This window comes from Sphingobacterium chuzhouense, from assembly GCF_014692525.1.
In the GTDB taxonomy this organism is placed as follows: Bacteria; Bacteroidota; Bacteroidia; order Sphingobacteriales; family Sphingobacteriaceae; genus Sphingobacterium; species Sphingobacterium chuzhouense.
The window spans coordinates 882613-898915 of the sequence record NZ_JACNYL010000002.1; the positions used below are offsets into that span (position 1 = coordinate 882613).

A 16303-nucleotide genomic window follows, 5' to 3' on the forward strand; every position below is an offset into this window, starting at 1 on the left:
TAATCGTCGTGCTATGAATAAGAAAACGTTTTTTATCTGTTTTTATCTCTTATTAGGATGGTCTGTTGTATCGGCACAACAAAACCCTATCTTTCCGGGGTGGTATGCCGATCCTGAGGGTATCGTATACGACAATACATATTGGATTTTCCCAACTTACTCCGCACCATACGAACAACAGGTATTCTTCGATGCTTTTTCTTCCAAAGATTTAGTGAACTGGAAAAAGCATTCTCGGATTATCGACACATCGGAAGTGAAATGGGCGCACAAAGCCATGTGGGCACCAAGTATTATAGAGAAAGACGGTAAATATTACTTTTTCTTTAGCGCGAATGATGTCCACGAAGGAGAAGTCGGAGGTATAGGTGTATCCGTTGCAGACAGGCCTGAAGGTCCATATAAAGATTTGTTGGGAAAACCATTGATCAACGAAATCGTCCACGGCGCACAACCTATTGATCAATTTGTTTTTAAAGATAAAGACGGACAATATTATATATTCTACGGCGGGTGGCGTCATTGCAATGTAGCGAAGCTCAGCGACGACTTCAAAAGCTTGGTGCCTTTCGATGACGGCACCATTTACAAAGAAGTAACACCCGAAAATTACGTGGAAGGTCCTTTCATGTTTATCCGAAACAACAAATACTATTTCATGTGGTCAGAAGGCGGTTGGACCGGGCCAGATTATAAAGTCGCCTATGCTATATCCGACAGCCCTTTCGGCCCATTTAAACGCATCGCAACTATTTTGGAGCAGGATAAGACTATCGCGACCGGTGCAGGGCATCATTCTGTCATCAAAATTCCCAACGAGGACACCTATTATATCGTTTACCATCGTCGTCCGCTAGATAAAACAGAAGCGCACGAACGGGAAACCTGCATTGATCGCATGACGTTTGATGATCAAGGTTTTATCAATCCAGTGAAAATGACGTTTGAAGGGGTTAAACATGAATTACCTTAACTAATCTAATTTTACAATCCCATTTTTAATGGCGTACATCGCTAGGCCGGTTCGTGTTTTGAGCTGCAGTTTTTCGCATACGGCATTACGGTAGCCTTCCACCGTGCGTACACTGACACACATCTCGTCCGCAATTTCTGCATAGCTCTTTTCGGAGCAGATCTGCTTGAGAAATTCCGTTTCGCGGTCTGTGAGCTTGACAAAAGTTCGGATATCGCTTTCCTCGGTTAAGGTTTGTATGGAAAGTAGCACTTTGCGCGTAATCAGTTCGTTGAAGAAATAACCTATCGACAGTACGTCCTCAAATGCCCTTTTGAGCTCGCTAGGTTCAGCATCTTTGAGCACATAGCCTTTGGCACCGTGCCTGATCATCTTGATGATAGCTGACTCCGCATCCATGGTACTAAGCGCAAGTATTTTGACAGAGGGGTGGTTGATCCGTAACCACTCGGCCGTGGCATAGCCATCCATTTCTGGCATGCTGATATCGAGCAGGATAATGTCAGGCAATTGTTCCACTTGTAAGCGATGGATCATATCCCTTCCATTAGAAGCTTCCAAGATGACTTGGTAGCCCGGAAAACAGTTGATGAGTCCAGCCAATCCTTTACGAAAAAGAGCATGATCATCTACGATGGCGATATATTTGATATTAGTCATAAGGAACGTGTAATATAATAGTTGTACCTTCTCCGGAGGCGCTATTGATGTCGACGTGACCACCCATAAGCGCCGCCCGGTTTTTGATGTTTTGTAGGCCGAGGCCTCCTGTCGCAACTTTTTCGGTATCGAAACCGAGACCGTTATCATGAATATGAATATGCAATCCGATGTCGGCAAAGTCGAACAAGACCTTTATTTCAGTAGCCTGTGCATGTTTCAAGATATTCTGCAGACTTTCCTGCACCATACGAAAAGCGATGGTCTTACTCTGCTCCGGAAGAGGGTGCTCCTCGCCTACCATACGTAGGTGGCATTGCATCAAACCGTTGCGGCCGATGCGCTGCAGTTCCTGGCTAACAGCCTGCGTTAGCGGTATCCATTGCAACCGTTCACTGCTCAGGCTTTTGGCGATGTCGCGCAGATCGGTCATCGCCTGCCCTACGTTTGTCTTGATATCTTCGAGCAGATCCTTGTCGGCCGTGGCGCTTTGCCCAGCAATGTTCAGCTGTACTTTGGCTAAGCTCAGCAATTGCCCTACGTTATCGTGTATCTCCCGGCTGATAGTATCAAAGGTTTCCTCTTGCATCTCCAACCGCGATTCCAGCAATTGCTTCTGATAAGCTTCGGACATCGCTCTTTTCTCTTCCCTGTATCGGAATTTGCGTCGCTGATGGTTGAACATAATCAATACCATCACACACAGCAAGGCCATGAACAGTACAACCACCGTAATGATGACGGCTAAGATCTCTTGGTAATGGTCAACTGGCATATAAAGGCATAGGTAAACAGGGAATACATGACGATATTGGAGATTTGCAGAGGAATCCACAATAGCGTAGCTAGATTAAGATGATATTCGGTTAAAAAACGATACATCCCCATGTAAGGGACACTACATACATAAAAGAAAATCAAACCAATGGCAATCCAAAAATTACCATTAAACCGCAACATCACAGGTTCGTCTGCCGCTAATAATTGATAACAGTAGACGACTGCCCAAAGAATTGTGCACACACCTCCCGATATAAACACATAGCTATTCCATTCGTCGAACTGGAAAACAAAGAATATCAGAAAGTACCAGCATACCGGATAGAAGTATAAAAAAATCTGCATGATTTTTCGAAAAACACGTGATTTGACGAGTTGTCGAAAATAGTAAGCAAATGCTAAATATTGTACAAGATGAAAAAAGTTATAGATATGTACGCTCGTCGTCTCTGATGAGAATTCAGTTTTGTAAAAAACGCTCCACTCTACCAAACCGGTGTACAACACCACGAGGGCAATAACTTGAACCGGCAAAGAATGTCCCCGCTTTAGGTTAACGATAGCCGTCAATGCAGCTATCGTTAATACTCCGAGATAAATATAATACGTGGTATTCATGAGACATGAACTACTTTATATCTCCTCGCGGTGGTGGCGGAGGAACAGGTCGTCCACTATTCAAACCGCTTTTATCCTCTTCTTGCTTACGTCGAGTTTCTTCATACCTCTTGGGGTCAATCTTTTCAAAGCTGGTATCCCGGCCATCCTTTGTATACGTAAACATAATAGAAAGCCGTTCCAGATATATACGTTCCGTATCCCTGCTTCGAGGAAAACCAACTTCCGCTTCTTTATCGGCATAAGAAACCAGCTGAACTTTTAAGCCATCCACTCGACCTTGATCCGCCTGAAATTTGCATTCTCCCAATATTTCCGCAATAATATCTTTCTCGAAATAAACATACTCTGTTTCAATATCCCCATCACCAGTTGATCCAGCCAAAACAGGCTGAATACCATTTTGATAATTGTTCCGCAGCATATTTCCACTTTCTGTAGAAATCTCTTCCAGTCTCCCCTCTTTGTTCAACAGAAGATACGTATTCGGAAGATTAGACCATTTTTTAATGCCCGCAAAGAGCAAGACGAAGTCCGGTTTTCCCTCCGTCTCCGCACCAAGATACACCGCTAGGTTGCCATTTGTTTTAATAAGCTTGTTTACACTTTCGATAAACGCCCTTATATAGCTTATCGCAAAATTTTCTGGTGCCTGAATTCTAGCATCCAGCTTGTCAAGCATCGGTTTCTTTTTGGTCTTGTACCAGTTTTGTCTCGCATCGCCCACAGGCGTAGAAATAAATGTTCTAATTGGAAGTTTTTGCTCCATAATTTGATATTTTATATTATTAAAAAATGATGTTAGTTAATTGTAGCCCCAAGATACAATATTATTTCATCTTTTTGCAATACCCATTCCAAAAAGTCAATTATTGAATTGCATCATTACAAGGTAAACCGCACCATAGATAGTCCCTAGCGGCTATTCCGTCTTTACAAACCACACTATTAACTTTTTTAAAATACCGTAGCGCTACCTGGCATGGGAGGGGGATTTCACGGGGGTAAATACCGCGATGCTACGCTTGATACGTATGGCGCGATGGCGATAACTTTGCTTACATCAAATGGAGAGATAGCACATGGACAGCCGGGGACAGGCTAAAAGAAGTTATCTGGTGTAGATGGATAAACGAACTAACCCTATAAAGACATGAAAACGAAACCACTTTACGACACCGTGAAAAGCGAATCTCCTCAAATAGAAATCATGGAGAGGACACCCTTTACTTTGTATACCGCTTTCACATCGGCTTTGCTCATGATGATATCATCAAAATTTGTCACATTCTTAGCCACCAGTCGCCAATTTTTGTCATCCAGCCCGCGAACATACCGCACAACATTCATGCGAGAAGAAAGAATAAGATATATATCGCCAAACACAACAGCGTCCTTATCCACTTTCTTTACGAACACCACACTTCCATTGCCTATTTCCGGGCTCATCGCCTCACCGGGGTTAACAAAAGCAAAATCGCTGGCTGCCAAGAGGGGAATTTCCAGCTCGTCGGTAACCGGAAGCGTCGACAGGTCAGTTCCAAAGGCGTCCAGGTCAATGCTGTACAATGGGATCTTGGCAACACCAGCGCCGGAAACAAGCATATGTCCCTGGCCGGTTAACAACCATGTCTCGCTGACCTCGGGGAAGTGTTTGACAATAACACCTGCTAGGTTTTTACTGATGGAATAGTTTCCCTTTTTTATCTGATACAGTCTTTCGGCTCTATTTAAACCGATTTCCCTTGCAAAGGAATTGACATTTAGCCCGAAATATTGTATAACCCGGTCTAATCTTGCCCAATCTGACATATTCAAAATTCTATTTGTGTAAAGATATAAAACATCATGCATAGTTTACAAATTTCAAGCCAAAACGCAAAAACTAACATAAAACCAATAATTAATTGCAAAATTACAATTTATTATTGCTTTCTTATCAACAATTCCATTATCTTTGCACGCAAACATAGTTAAAATAAGCATGTCAACAATAAAAAGAAAACGGAAATAACCCTACTAACATCAACTAATGATAACCTATGAGCTATGGATTCAATTAAAAAAATAAAAGATGAAAAAGGCGTAAAAGAAATCACAGTAAATGAAGTAATGAACTTATTATCAATAAGTAAAATACCAATAAAAGATAAAAACTATGTAAAAGAACATCTTATTATAGAAAAGAAACGCAAGACCGATTATTACGAAATTAAGGTCACGGACATCGACGGATCAGTTCTCACCTTTCAGATCGAACTGAAAACTTACCCGTAAAAAATATAAATTCAAAAAAAATTTTTATTACAATATTATATTGTATATTTACAAAATAAATAACTATAAACAAATTACGAGACGAATTAAGAATTAACCGATCTCAAATTAATTAATAAAAACAAATATGAAAATCAAACAACTATCCAAAGTAGCCTTAGCGGTTGCACTCAGTAGTGCGATCATGTTTGAAGGCTGTAAGAAGTATGATGACGACATCACACGACTTGAACAAGGCATCGAGCAGAACAGTTCTGATATCGCCAGCCTGAAAACACAACTTGCGACACTCGCCGCTAACAACGTGGTGGAATCGGTCACCTCTATAACTGGAGGCTTCAAAATCACTTTTAAACGTCCAGATGGTACCACGTTCTCTTATGACATTGTTAATGGAGATAAAGGCGATAAGGGGGATAAAGGTGATACAGGAAACAACGGTACCTCACCGCTAATCCGTATCAACGCCACAAGTGGCAATTGGGAAATTGCCCAAAATGGTACTGATTACGTCGATACGGGTATCAAAGCAAAAGGTGATCAAGGAACGCCTGGTGCACCAGGTCAACCGGGTCAACCCGGAGCACCAGGTCAGGATGGCCAAGATGGTCAGGATGGTGAAGATGGAGCACCAGGGCAAGACGGCTCTGTGGTCACTATCGAAACGATAGGGGGCAAACAATACTGGCACATTGATGGACAAAATACGGGTGTCCAAGCTTATTTTGGCGATATCGCCATGATTGCTACCGATGGAGGCTACAATGTAGTGTTTACCGATGCGGAAGGAAATTCCTCCAGCAGCGTCTTTTTAGCAACAGAAGCTGTCGCGGTTAGCAGCCTAACATTGGTTCCATCTCTTCACAGTTCCAACACACCAGTTGTCCTGTTCCCACGCATTGTCAATAATGCGACCAGCAGAACAACTTACATGCAAGGTTACGCTACTATTACGTATAACTTGAATCCTTTCGGAGTAGCTACCGCCAACTATGAATCTAGCGGATTGTTGACCGAAAAAACAGAGGAAGTATCTTTCCGTTCGTCTGGAGCAACACCAAGCGCAAGTTTTACAAAAGTAGGCGAAGCCAAAACTTTTGGTGACATCACGGTGAAATACAAACCTGTAAACAATACAGGGAACAGCGTATTCCCGAATCCGTCAGGCAATGAGCATTTGCATATCGCATTGCAAGTGAAAAATAACAAAGCAGCGAGCAACCAACAATATGTAGCCTCTCCTTTCAATCTTGCCAAAGAAGAGATCATCGAAACAGACGAAGTAACAATCGAAAAAGCTATTAAAGCATCGGAAACTGCTCCTTACACATTAGTTAATGGTTATAGTTCGGGAGCATTTACCGGTAGTGCGTTCGTGGAGGCAGGCACAGGCACTCCAAACTTATCATTGAGCAATACTGCTGCCGCTGCGAAAACCAACGCGCACTTCACGCTGCACATCCGCAATAACGCCGAAAACGATTTGGGCAGCGGAAATTCTTATGAAGGTGCTATCGAGCTGGAAAAAGAACTAAGAGGTTTCTTCGGCCGTGCACAGGTAGGCAACCAAATTGTATCTATGGACGATAACGGACTAGATGGCTATGACCTTCGTTTTGCGTTAGCAAATCCAAACTCCACAGAAGCAAATTGGCTGAAAGTGGATGCAGCTACAGGTGCCATTTCCGTAAAAGAGTCTACTCCCGGTCAATACAATACGGCTGCTTTGGGCAACCATGCAATTGTAAAAGCTGACTTGTATGCTACTGCTACTTCAACCACGTCTATCGCGACCCGCTACGTAAAAGTAGGTTTCACACAGGGCGTAATACAACCAGTTGACGTAAAAGGAAACATCAACCATGCTTTAACCAGCACAGCGTCTGCGACGAAAGATGTACAATGGATCGTACCAACAACATTAGATGCAGCGTACAACACCACAGGAAAATCAGCGAACGATTTCCACAATTCTTACAACTGGGTATTTGATGCTGCCGTAAGAACTATTGCTGACCCATCTGGTTCTGCACAGCTTGGTACTGTTCCAACAACATGGTTCACTTTCCATGACATGGACAACACAACACAAGCCGTAACAAGAAAAGTAGAAATCAACCAAACACTGGTAAATCCGGGAACTTACAAATTGACTGGTCGTTACGTTCCAACAGCTTCCAATTCGTCAGATCCGGTGGTTAACGTAGAAATTTTGGTAAAAGTAAGCATCAACGGTAATATCTCTTACGCACCGATCCCTGCTTATTGGGAAAACAATGCAGCACGTGTTTACGGTACACCTAATGGCAGCAGTTGGTACATGGGTGGCGACATGAACGAGTATATCACCTTAAACAACACCATTTCTGGTCCTGGTGTAACATACAACTTCTCTATCCCATCAGCTGATCACCAAGCAATCGCGGCATTCGGAACAGGCAACCTGTCTTCCAGCGCTATCGTTAATGCATTAGGTGGCGAGCAATTGCACGTGGTAAATCCTGCGGCACCGCAACACCATTCCAACGCGGCCCGCGATGCGTTCAACTATATCACAGGATGGACATTTACCAAAAATACCTTCACAGTACGTGTGAACTACTATTTAAACGGTAATCCAGTTCCATTCAAAACTGAATCGATACCTGTTCGTTTCAAGAACCCCGTGAAAACAGTTGTGTTGAAAAACAATGGTGCAGCCACCGTAACAGACAAACAAGGCGGTAACAACAATCAGGATGTAGCCCTTCGCAATTTCGTGCGCGTGGAAGATTATCAAGGTGTTACATTATTCAACTATCAAGGCGTCTTGAACAGCAACAATGCATATGACAACACGAGGTTACAACGTTATGGTATCACCGTATTCGGCGGTAGCGCATTGAATCCTACGTTATCGACATCTGCGGTGACACTGGATAGGGCATACTACAACAGCAATCCTTCTGTTGACATCTCTGGATCATTACCAGCAACCACTTCTGTATCGATTGTGAACGTCGGTGGATCAGCTACAGCTCGTTGGACGAACAACGGTGCAAATACGATCACACAACCGATCACATTAGTATTCAAGATCAAAGTTACCAACAGGTACAACGACGGCGCAAACAACAACCTTTCTGACATTGAGCAAGAAGTTAAGGTGGTCGTTAACCCGCAAAACTAATGTTCTATATTATTCAAATACGGAATAGTTCAATTTATTAACAATAGCAAGAAGGTGGTATGTTTCCATACCACCCTTCTTCTAAAATTTCCTTTTTTTACTCCAAAAAATTATGAATATAGAAATAATAGAGACCGTAGGCTACATGACTGCCAGCGGCATATTGCTTTTCATCGCACAACGCGTGAAAGCAAAACTTCAAAGAGAACAGTCCAGCTGAACTCCATCAAAATTCTCTACATTTGATAAGCTAACAGAAGAAACGCCATGAGAACCCGCCTCTTTCACTTTATTATTTGCCTGCTCTGTGTATTCCAGGCGTGTAAACATACCGACATCAAACCGGATCACGAAGATAAGTTCCGAACGGTAGTGGTATACTTGGCCGCTAACAATAACCTAGAACTCGAGGCCTATAAAAATATAGAACAGATGGAAAAGTCCTTGGGCGACATCGATGGCAACTTGATTGTTTATACAAAACTACCCAACAAGCGATCATCACTCTATCACATCCATAAGAAAAATGGTGCAAATGCCGGGAAAACAAAGATTAGGGACTACGAGCCGCATGATTCTAGCGACCCCGCTACCATGCGCCTTGTTTTAGAGGACGTTAGAAATCTATTTCCGGCAAAAACGTATGGATTGGTGCTATGGTCGCACGCCACGGGCTGGATACCCAGCAGTAATGGCAACATTAAACTGAAATCCTTCGGAGATGACGGCGGTAGTCAAATGGACATTAAAGACTTCCATTCTGCGTTACCCTACACCTTTGACTTCATCCTATTTGATGCGTGTTCAATGGCAAGCGTAGAAGTGCTATATGAAATCAAGGAAAAAGCGAAATATTTCATTGCATCACCTGGTGAAGTTATTGCTAATGGTATGCCCTATGACAAAATCACCAACGATCTCTTCTCTTCCGACATTAATGCCTATAGTATTTTGGCAAAAAAATACCACAGCCATTACGACAATCTTTCCGGTCTACATCGGTCAGCCACCATATCTGTTATTGATGCTTCGAAGCTACAAGACGTGGCTCGGGAAACCAAACAAGTTCTTCTTTCACAACAACCTGCCCATGCAGACTATAACCGTGATCAGGTACAGCGCATGGATTTTGATCGAATTGGAAATCCACTGATCGCATTTGACTTCCTAGACTTTATCGAACAGAATTATAACCATGCCGCCTCCTTTCCAAAGTTAAAAACCGCACTGCAAGAATCTGTTATATACAAGGCTAACACACCGCTTTTCAACGGTTTTGCAATCGACAAAAATTCAGGTTTAACCTGTTACATTCCCCATCCAGATAATGAAAAAACGGCACACGCGTATTATCGTACTTTAAAATGGTATGCGGACAGCGGCTTTGACAAATTATTATAAATAAGATACAGAAATATTAAATTCACCCTCGATCTGTTCAAGGGCAGTACGCTTTTTAGTTCTGCCTAAAAAACTGTATTTTCGTCTGTTTATTTTTAGAGGAATAAGGCATAGCGTATGCAGTTAGTAAAATTAGAGATTAAAGGGTTTAAGAGTTTCGGTGACAAGATCACCATTAACTTTAATGAAGGTGTAACCGCCATTGTCGGCCCCAATGGTTGCGGCAAATCGAACGTGGTGGATGCTATTCGGTGGGTATTGGGTGAACAGAGTACACGTATGTTACGTTCCGAGAAGATGGAAAACATCATCTTTAACGGAACGGCAAACCGGAAGCCGGCAAACCTAGCCGAAGTATCCTTAACCTTTGAGAATAATAACAAACTGCTCCCGACCGAATTTTCGACTGTTACCATTACGCGTAAGCTGTATCGTAATGGCGACAGCGAATACCGCTTGAACGACGTTAAATGCCGTTTGAAAGATATTACCGATCTCTTTTTAGATACCGGTTTAGGTGCGGACACCTATTCGATCATCGAATTGAAGATGATTGACGAAATCATCAATAACAAGGACAACTCGCGTCGGAATCTGTTTGAGGAAGCATCCGGCATCTCTAAATACAAAGTACGCAAGAAACAGACCTTATCGAAACTCAAGGATACCGAAGCCGATCTGGATCGTGTCGATGACCTCCTTTATGAAATCAACAAGAATCTAAAACAATTAGAAACACAGGCTAAAAAAGCAGACAAATATTTCCAGCTTAAAGAGGAATATCGCGAAGCCAGTGTCGGATTGGCGTATTATCGATTGGAGGGATTCAGTACGGATCTAGAACGCATTGCCGAACAAGAAAAAGGACAGCAGGAGCGCATTAAGGAAACATCGGCTAAAATTGAAAACCAGGAGAATCAGCTACGCACATTGCGCGAGGACATTCTTTCCAAAGAAAAAAATCTTGCTACGCAGCAAAAAAGCACCAACGAATATGCGAACAAAATCCGTAGCTACGAATCTGATAAAAAAATAAAGAATGAGCGTATCATTCATTTGCAAGAAAAAGAAACGCGGATTACGGCCGAACTTAACAACGACAAAAAGCAACTGGAACATGTTCAATATACGATCAAAAGACTGAATGAGGAGCTTTTTGAGGAACAAGGTAAATTGGATGTTTTTCGGTTAGACATTGACCGCAACCAAACGGAGGTTGAAGAGCTTCGGGGGCAGCAATCATCTGCAAAAGCAAAGCTGGATAGTTTTACCCAACAGAGCAGCGAACTTCAAAACAGGATATATAAACTGGAAAAGGACATTGCGGTACTGAACATTCAAAAAGAGGCGCTACAACAGGAATCGGTACGTACAATGACCGACGCTTCTGCGAAGGTGGAAGAGCTCAACGAGTTCAACAAGGCGGTTGCAGATCTGGAAGAACGGGTCGAGCAGCAACAAACCCAATATGATGCTGCTATGCAAGCGGAGAATGAATTACAGCAGCAAATCCATGCGGTTGAAGAACAACTCGACGAAACCCGTGCGCAACTAAATAGGGAATCCCGTTTGGTAGACGCGAAACAAAACGAGTACAACCTCACCAAGTCCTTGGTGGATAATCTCGAGGGATTTCCGGAATCCATTAAATTTTTGCGCAAAAATGCCGGATGGAAGAAATCCTATCCCCTCTTTTCCGATATTCTCTTTTGTAAGGAAGAATACCGTGTTGCAATCGAAAATTACCTGGAATCCGTCATGAACCACTATGTTGTGCAAGACCAACAGGAAGCCGTACAGGCGATTCAGTTATTGAGTGATGCATCCCGCGGGAAAGCAAATTTCTTCGTATTGGATGCTATCCAAACGGTCAAAACAAAGCCTCAAACACCTGAAAATATGATCCCTGCATTAGAGGTTGTTAAGGTAGATAAGAAATACAGCTTGCTCTGCGAGCAACTGCTACAACATGTATTTTTACTAAAACCCGAAGCTTCGGATAGCTTGGCAGAGACATTACCTCAAGACGACCTAGTTATCTTACACCCTGAGGGAAAATTCTCTAAAAACCGCTTAGGCTTAAACGGAGGTTCTGTCGGCCTGTTTGAAGGTAAGCGTATCGGTAGGGCAAAAAACCTCGAAAGCCTTAACAAAGAGATCAAGGAGCTTAACCAAAAAATCGAAAAACTACAGCAGGACGAAGCGGATAACGTAGATAAGCTAGTGACATTACGCACGGCGTCGCAAAAAGATGTTATCGACGAACTTCGCATGGTATTAAACCGTCTGCACAACGAATTGATTTCAGTAAAAACCAAGCAAGAACAATATCAGACGTTCATTACCAACAGCCAGAACCGTAAACAGGATATTGAAAGCAAGATTACGGTCATCCAATATGAATTGCAAAAGGCGGAGCCGGAACTGCAAATATGGAGAGTCGAAGCAGAATCGGGACAAAAGCAATTGGCGGAATTACAACATGCCCATGCCGAAATCGTGGAAGTGCTGAATGAGAAGTCCGCTTCCTTTAATCAAGAGAACATCCGTTTCCACCAGCAGCAAAATAAAGTATCCAGCTTACAAAAGGATTTGGAATATCGGGAAAGCCAACAGGAAGCCTTCGAAGCCCGGATAGAGAAAAATTCGTTGGAATATGAACAGGTGAAAGTCGATATGAAAGATACTTCCCATATTGCAGACCATAATGATGAAGACCTTGTGGCGATGTATGCCCAAAAAGAGGAGCTCGAAAAAGGTCTCCAAGAAATTGAAGAGGATTTCTATACGACACGCCGCATCATCAACGAACTGGAAGAAGAGATCACCCAATTACGACGTAGCAAAGACCAAAACGATTTCCTGCTGTCTGAATTGAAAGATAAGAAGACTGCTCTACAGATTGACCTCAATAGCTTAAAAGAGCGTCTATCGGTTGAGTTCAATATCGACATCAATTCCTTGCTTGAAGGTGATATGCCGGAAATATCCGCTAGCCAAGAAGAATTGGCGACAACCTGTGATAAGCTCAAAAAACAACTGGATTCGTATGGTTCTATCAACCCGATGGCTAAAGAGGCTTACGACGAAATACAGGAGCGTCACACTTTTATTTCTAAGGAAAAAAGCGATTTATTGGACGCCAAAGCATCCTTGATGGCGACTATCAACGAGATAGACCAGACGGCCAATGATAAATTTATGTACGCCTTCAATACCGTCCGTGAAAACTTTGTGCATGTGTTCCGTTCACTGTTCAACCAGGAAGATTCCTGTGATATGGTATTGACCGATCCGGCGAATCCATTGGAATCGGATATTGATATTATCGCGCGTCCGAAAGGCAAGCGCCCATTATCGATCAACCAGTTGTCCGGTGGTGAAAAAACATTGACCGCTACTGCACTCCTATTCTCATTATATCTATTGAAACCCGCCCCGTTCTGTATATTTGACGAAGTGGATGCGCCATTGGACGATACCAACATTGATAAGTTCAACAACATCATCAAAGACTTTTCGAAGAATTCCCAGTTTATTATCGTTTCGCACAACAAACGAACAATAGCCAGCACGGATATTATTTACGGTGTTACGATGGTAGAGCAAGGGGTTTCACGTGTCGTGCCCGTGGATTTGCGGGATGTCGCTTAATTTTTAATAGGATACCAACATGAAATTTCCATATATAATACCCTATGGTAGCAGATTGACTTTCTTTTTACTGTTTGTGCTGTCAATCTCTTGTGCGCAAACGAAATCCGACAGTGGTTCAAATCTTACGGATAATCGTCAGACCAGTAATTTAGCCCTGGATACAGCCACATTTGCCGCTGGCTGTTTCTGGTGTGTTGAAGAGCAATTCAAACAATTAGACGGTGTCACTGCCGTCATATCCGGATATACGGGTGGTCATGTCCGCAATCCAACTTATCGACAAGTCACTACAGGCAGGACGGGGCATGCCGAGGCTTGTAACATTATTTACAATCCCGACGAAATATCTTACGACGAACTGCTCGCCGCCTTTTTTGTCGCCCATGACCCCACCCAGCTAAACCGCCAGGGCGCGGACGTCGGCACACAATATCGTTCAGCTATTTTCTACCACAACGAAGACCAAAAGAAACTCGCGGACTTTTACATCAAGCAGTTAGATGACGAAGGCGCATACGACAAGAAGATCGTGACCGAGGTGAGCCCTTATGGTAAATTTTACAAGGCGGAGGATTATCATCAAGATTATTATGTCAATAATAAGAATGAGGCATATTGTCAGATGGTCATAAAACCAAAGCTGGAAAAATTCAGAAAAGTGTTTAAAGGGAAATTGAAAGCAGAATAGTCGTTTACAATGTTGTTTGATTTATCCGTTTCGCCAGTCACGCACCTCTTGCAGCGATAATTACACTGCCAATATCCACCTCACTTCAAATATATCGATTATTTCTACCAATTTCTGGTCTTTATCATCAATAAAGGTAGGGTGTTCTTTACCGAGTTCAAGTTTCTTAATCAGCGTCTGCCTCTCATCCACAGTCTTACAATACAGAAAAACAGCCATATAATTGCCTAGTGTCCTTCCTTCGTTATGTACGAGATCTGAACCGTGGACAGTGATCTCATCAGAAAAAAGTGAACCGATAACCACTGGCTTTTCTATGGATCCCAGCTCTTCTTTTTCAAAAGTTTCGAACCGAATTGAACCGCCAAAGCAAGTTTGGTAATAGGTGAGTGCTTCTCTGCAGTTACCGGAAAAAGTAATGAAGACAGCACTCACGAATCTACCGGAACGAAGAATGGTCATAACTTTATTGCCCATCCGGTATTTCCGGTTCTACCAGCTTTATTAATTTGTCCAGTGATTCCTGCCAACCTAGGTAACACATCTCTGCAGGAATCATTTCCGGAATCCCTTCTTGCAGCACTTTCAGCTCTGTACCACATGAAACCTCGTTTAGCCATACGGTCGTTGTCATCTCCCCCGGCATGGCAGGATCGTCAAAACTATCGGTGTATTTAATAAACTCATTGGGCTTTATTTCCACATATGTTCCTCCGAAAGAGTGGCCATTCCCGGTACTGAAATTAATAAATGTCATATGGTACTTACCTCCTACTTCAAAGTCCATTTGTTGTACGGTACATACAAAGCCATAAGGTGGTAGCCAAGTAGCGTGCGCTATTGGGTCTGAAAATGCCCGAAAAACCTTTTCGGGACTTGCTTGAATTACCCTGTGTAATGAAACTGAATTTTTCATGATATTAAAATATTTAAGTGAACTATTTATTTTTTACTTCTCCTTTATTTGAAAGTTATTCCCATAACCAACAATACAAAGTTACCGGAGAATAGCAAATCTAAGCTGTTGTGAAAACGACAGCCTTAGGGGTAAATTATGACAAAACTATTTGCTAACTTGTTATCCTAAATAATTTCGTTGCTATGCAGATTTCTGTCTTTGTTCCTGAATATGGGGTTATAGAAGCCGTCACACCAGCATTCAGAACCTTTCAAACCGCCAACGAGTTCTTAACCGTATTCGGCAAGAAATCCATTTTTACAGTTGAGTATGTTGGTTTGCAGGATTACGTACCGGCCAATAACGGGGAGTACATGATTAAAACCAATAGATTACTTAAGGACGTCGTCGAAACAGACTTATTGATCATTCCGCCAACCTTTGGTGATACCGTCAAAGGAATCCAAGCTAATGCAGAAGCGATCCCATACTTTAAAAAGCTTTACGAAAAAGGTTCAAGCCTCGCCAGCCTTTGTATCGGGGCGTTTCTTTTAGCTGAAACGGGCTTGCTACACGGTAAGAAGTGTTCTACACACTGGGCGCATGTGAACGAATTTAAAGAACGATACCCCGACGTGGAAGTCGAAGACGGTGCGATTATCACCGAGCACGATAATATTTATAGCAGTGGCGGAGCAAATAGTCTATGGAATCTGATCCTGTATCTGGTCGAAAAGTTTTCCGATAGGGAAACAGCCATTATGATCTCCAAATATTTCGCGTTGGATATCGGGCGCGATAACCAATCTCAATTTGCTATTTTCAAAGGCCAACGCAATCATGGGGACGATGCTATCCAGAAAGTACAGGATTACATCGAAACGCACTATCGAGATAAAATATCCATAGAGACATTAGCCAATTTAGTGCATATAGGCCGTCGAACTTTTGAAAGACGATTTAAGGAAGCCACCAATAACACGCCTATCGAATATATCCAGCGGGTACGAATAGAGGCCGCCAAAAATTTCTTTGAAGCATCCAGAAAGAACGTCACCGAAATCATGTTTGATGTAGGCTATACCGACACCAAAGCGTTTCGAGATATCTTTAAGAAGATTACGGGGCTTACTCCTATTGAGTACAGAAACAAGTTTGCGAAGGTGACAACCGAAGTTTAAC

Annotated in this window: 15 protein-coding genes; 8 read left to right on the forward strand and 7 right to left on the reverse strand. The window is 42.6% G+C overall.

Going from position 1 to position 16303, the window contains the following annotated elements; genetic code table 11:
- The first annotated feature begins 13 nt into the window (after positions 1-13).
- On the forward strand, positions 14-973 hold the full coding sequence (locus H8B21_RS10205) for a glycoside hydrolase family 43 protein (protein WP_190313643.1): 960 nt from the start codon (positions 14-16) through the stop codon (positions 971-973).
- On the opposite strand, the gene H8B21_RS10210 is transcribed toward H8B21_RS10205, so the two are convergent.
- From H8B21_RS10210 to H8B21_RS10225, 4 genes are read right to left on the reverse strand one after another with little or no spacing between them, the layout of a single operon-like run.
- Positions 974-1633 carry a response regulator transcription factor gene (locus tag H8B21_RS10210; protein ID WP_190313644.1) on the reverse strand — a complete coding sequence of 220 codons (660 nt, stop codon included), beginning with the start codon at positions 1631-1633 and terminating at the stop codon, positions 974-976. It abuts the gene before it with no gap.
- Positions 1626-2408 (reverse strand): sensor histidine kinase, encoded by a 783-nt coding sequence (locus tag H8B21_RS10215; RefSeq protein WP_190313645.1) that lies wholly within the window; start codon positions 2406-2408, stop codon positions 1626-1628. The genes H8B21_RS10210 and H8B21_RS10215 overlap by 8 nt, the downstream gene beginning before the upstream one ends.
- The gene (locus tag H8B21_RS10220) at positions 2378-3031 is read right to left on the reverse strand and encodes a hypothetical protein (RefSeq protein ID WP_190313646.1); all 654 of its coding nucleotides are present in this window, start codon (positions 3029-3031) and stop codon (positions 2378-2380) included. The genes H8B21_RS10215 and H8B21_RS10220 overlap by 31 nt, the downstream gene beginning before the upstream one ends.
- Before the next feature lie 10 nt (positions 3032-3041).
- On the reverse strand, positions 3042-3800 hold the full coding sequence (locus tag H8B21_RS10225) for a hypothetical protein (protein ID WP_190313647.1): 759 nt from the start codon (positions 3798-3800) through the stop codon (positions 3042-3044).
- A gap of 213 nt (positions 3801-4013) precedes the next feature.
- Between H8B21_RS10225 and H8B21_RS20745 the strand changes: the two genes are divergently transcribed.
- Positions 4014-4136 carry a hypothetical protein gene (locus tag H8B21_RS20745; protein WP_262891552.1) on the forward strand — a complete coding sequence of 41 codons (123 nt, stop codon included), beginning with the start codon at positions 4014-4016 and terminating at the stop codon, positions 4134-4136.
- Positions 4137-4228: 92 nt separating this feature from the next.
- Here H8B21_RS20745 and H8B21_RS10230 read toward each other — a convergent pair whose 3' ends face one another.
- Positions 4229-4843, reverse strand: a complete 615-nt coding sequence (locus tag H8B21_RS10230; protein ID WP_190313648.1) for a S24 family peptidase — start codon at positions 4841-4843, stop codon at positions 4229-4231.
- A 237-nt stretch (positions 4844-5080) separates the two neighbouring features.
- On the opposite strand from H8B21_RS10230, the gene H8B21_RS10235 reads away from it, so the two are divergent.
- The 5 genes from H8B21_RS10235 (at position 5081) to msrA (ending at position 14223) form a co-directional block, all read left to right on the forward strand.
- Complete coding sequence (locus H8B21_RS10235) at positions 5081-5308, forward strand: hypothetical protein (protein ID WP_190313649.1); 228 nt, start codon at positions 5081-5083, stop codon at positions 5306-5308.
- A gap of 127 nt (positions 5309-5435) precedes the next feature.
- Positions 5436-8477 carry a collagen-like triple helix repeat-containing protein gene (locus H8B21_RS10240; RefSeq protein WP_190313650.1) on the forward strand — a complete coding sequence of 1014 codons (3042 nt, stop codon included), beginning with the start codon at positions 5436-5438 and terminating at the stop codon, positions 8475-8477.
- 267 nt (positions 8478-8744) lie between these two features.
- Positions 8745-9878 carry a clostripain-related cysteine peptidase gene (locus H8B21_RS10245; RefSeq protein WP_190313651.1) on the forward strand — a complete coding sequence of 378 codons (1134 nt, stop codon included), beginning with the start codon at positions 8745-8747 and terminating at the stop codon, positions 9876-9878.
- A 117-nt stretch (positions 9879-9995) separates the two neighbouring features.
- A complete protein-coding gene (gene smc / locus H8B21_RS10250) occupies positions 9996-13532 on the forward strand; it encodes a chromosome segregation protein SMC (protein WP_190313652.1) in 3537 nt (1178 codons plus the stop codon).
- 19 nt (positions 13533-13551) lie between these two features.
- Positions 13552-14223, forward strand: coding sequence for a peptide-methionine (S)-S-oxide reductase MsrA (gene msrA / locus H8B21_RS10255; protein ID WP_190313653.1), 672 nt, complete (start codon positions 13552-13554; stop codon positions 14221-14223).
- Between the two features lie 60 nt (positions 14224-14283).
- On the opposite strand, the gene H8B21_RS10260 is transcribed toward msrA, so the two are convergent.
- Both H8B21_RS10260 and H8B21_RS10265 read right to left on the reverse strand, forming a co-directional pair.
- Complete coding sequence (locus tag H8B21_RS10260; protein WP_223814955.1) at positions 14284-14700, reverse strand: VOC family protein; 417 nt, start codon at positions 14698-14700, stop codon at positions 14284-14286.
- Positions 14690-15142, reverse strand: coding sequence for an SRPBCC family protein (locus tag H8B21_RS10265; RefSeq protein WP_190314019.1), 453 nt, complete (start codon positions 15140-15142; stop codon positions 14690-14692). Before H8B21_RS10265 ends, H8B21_RS10260 begins: the two co-directional genes overlap by 11 nt.
- 182 nt (positions 15143-15324) lie before the next feature.
- Here H8B21_RS10265 and H8B21_RS10270 point away from each other — a divergent pair, with 182 nt between their 5' ends.
- Positions 15325-16302: a GlxA family transcriptional regulator gene (locus H8B21_RS10270; protein ID WP_190313655.1), complete on the forward strand. Its 978-nt coding sequence runs from the start codon at positions 15325-15327 to the stop codon at positions 16300-16302.
- The last annotated feature ends 1 nt before the right edge of the window (position 16303 follow it).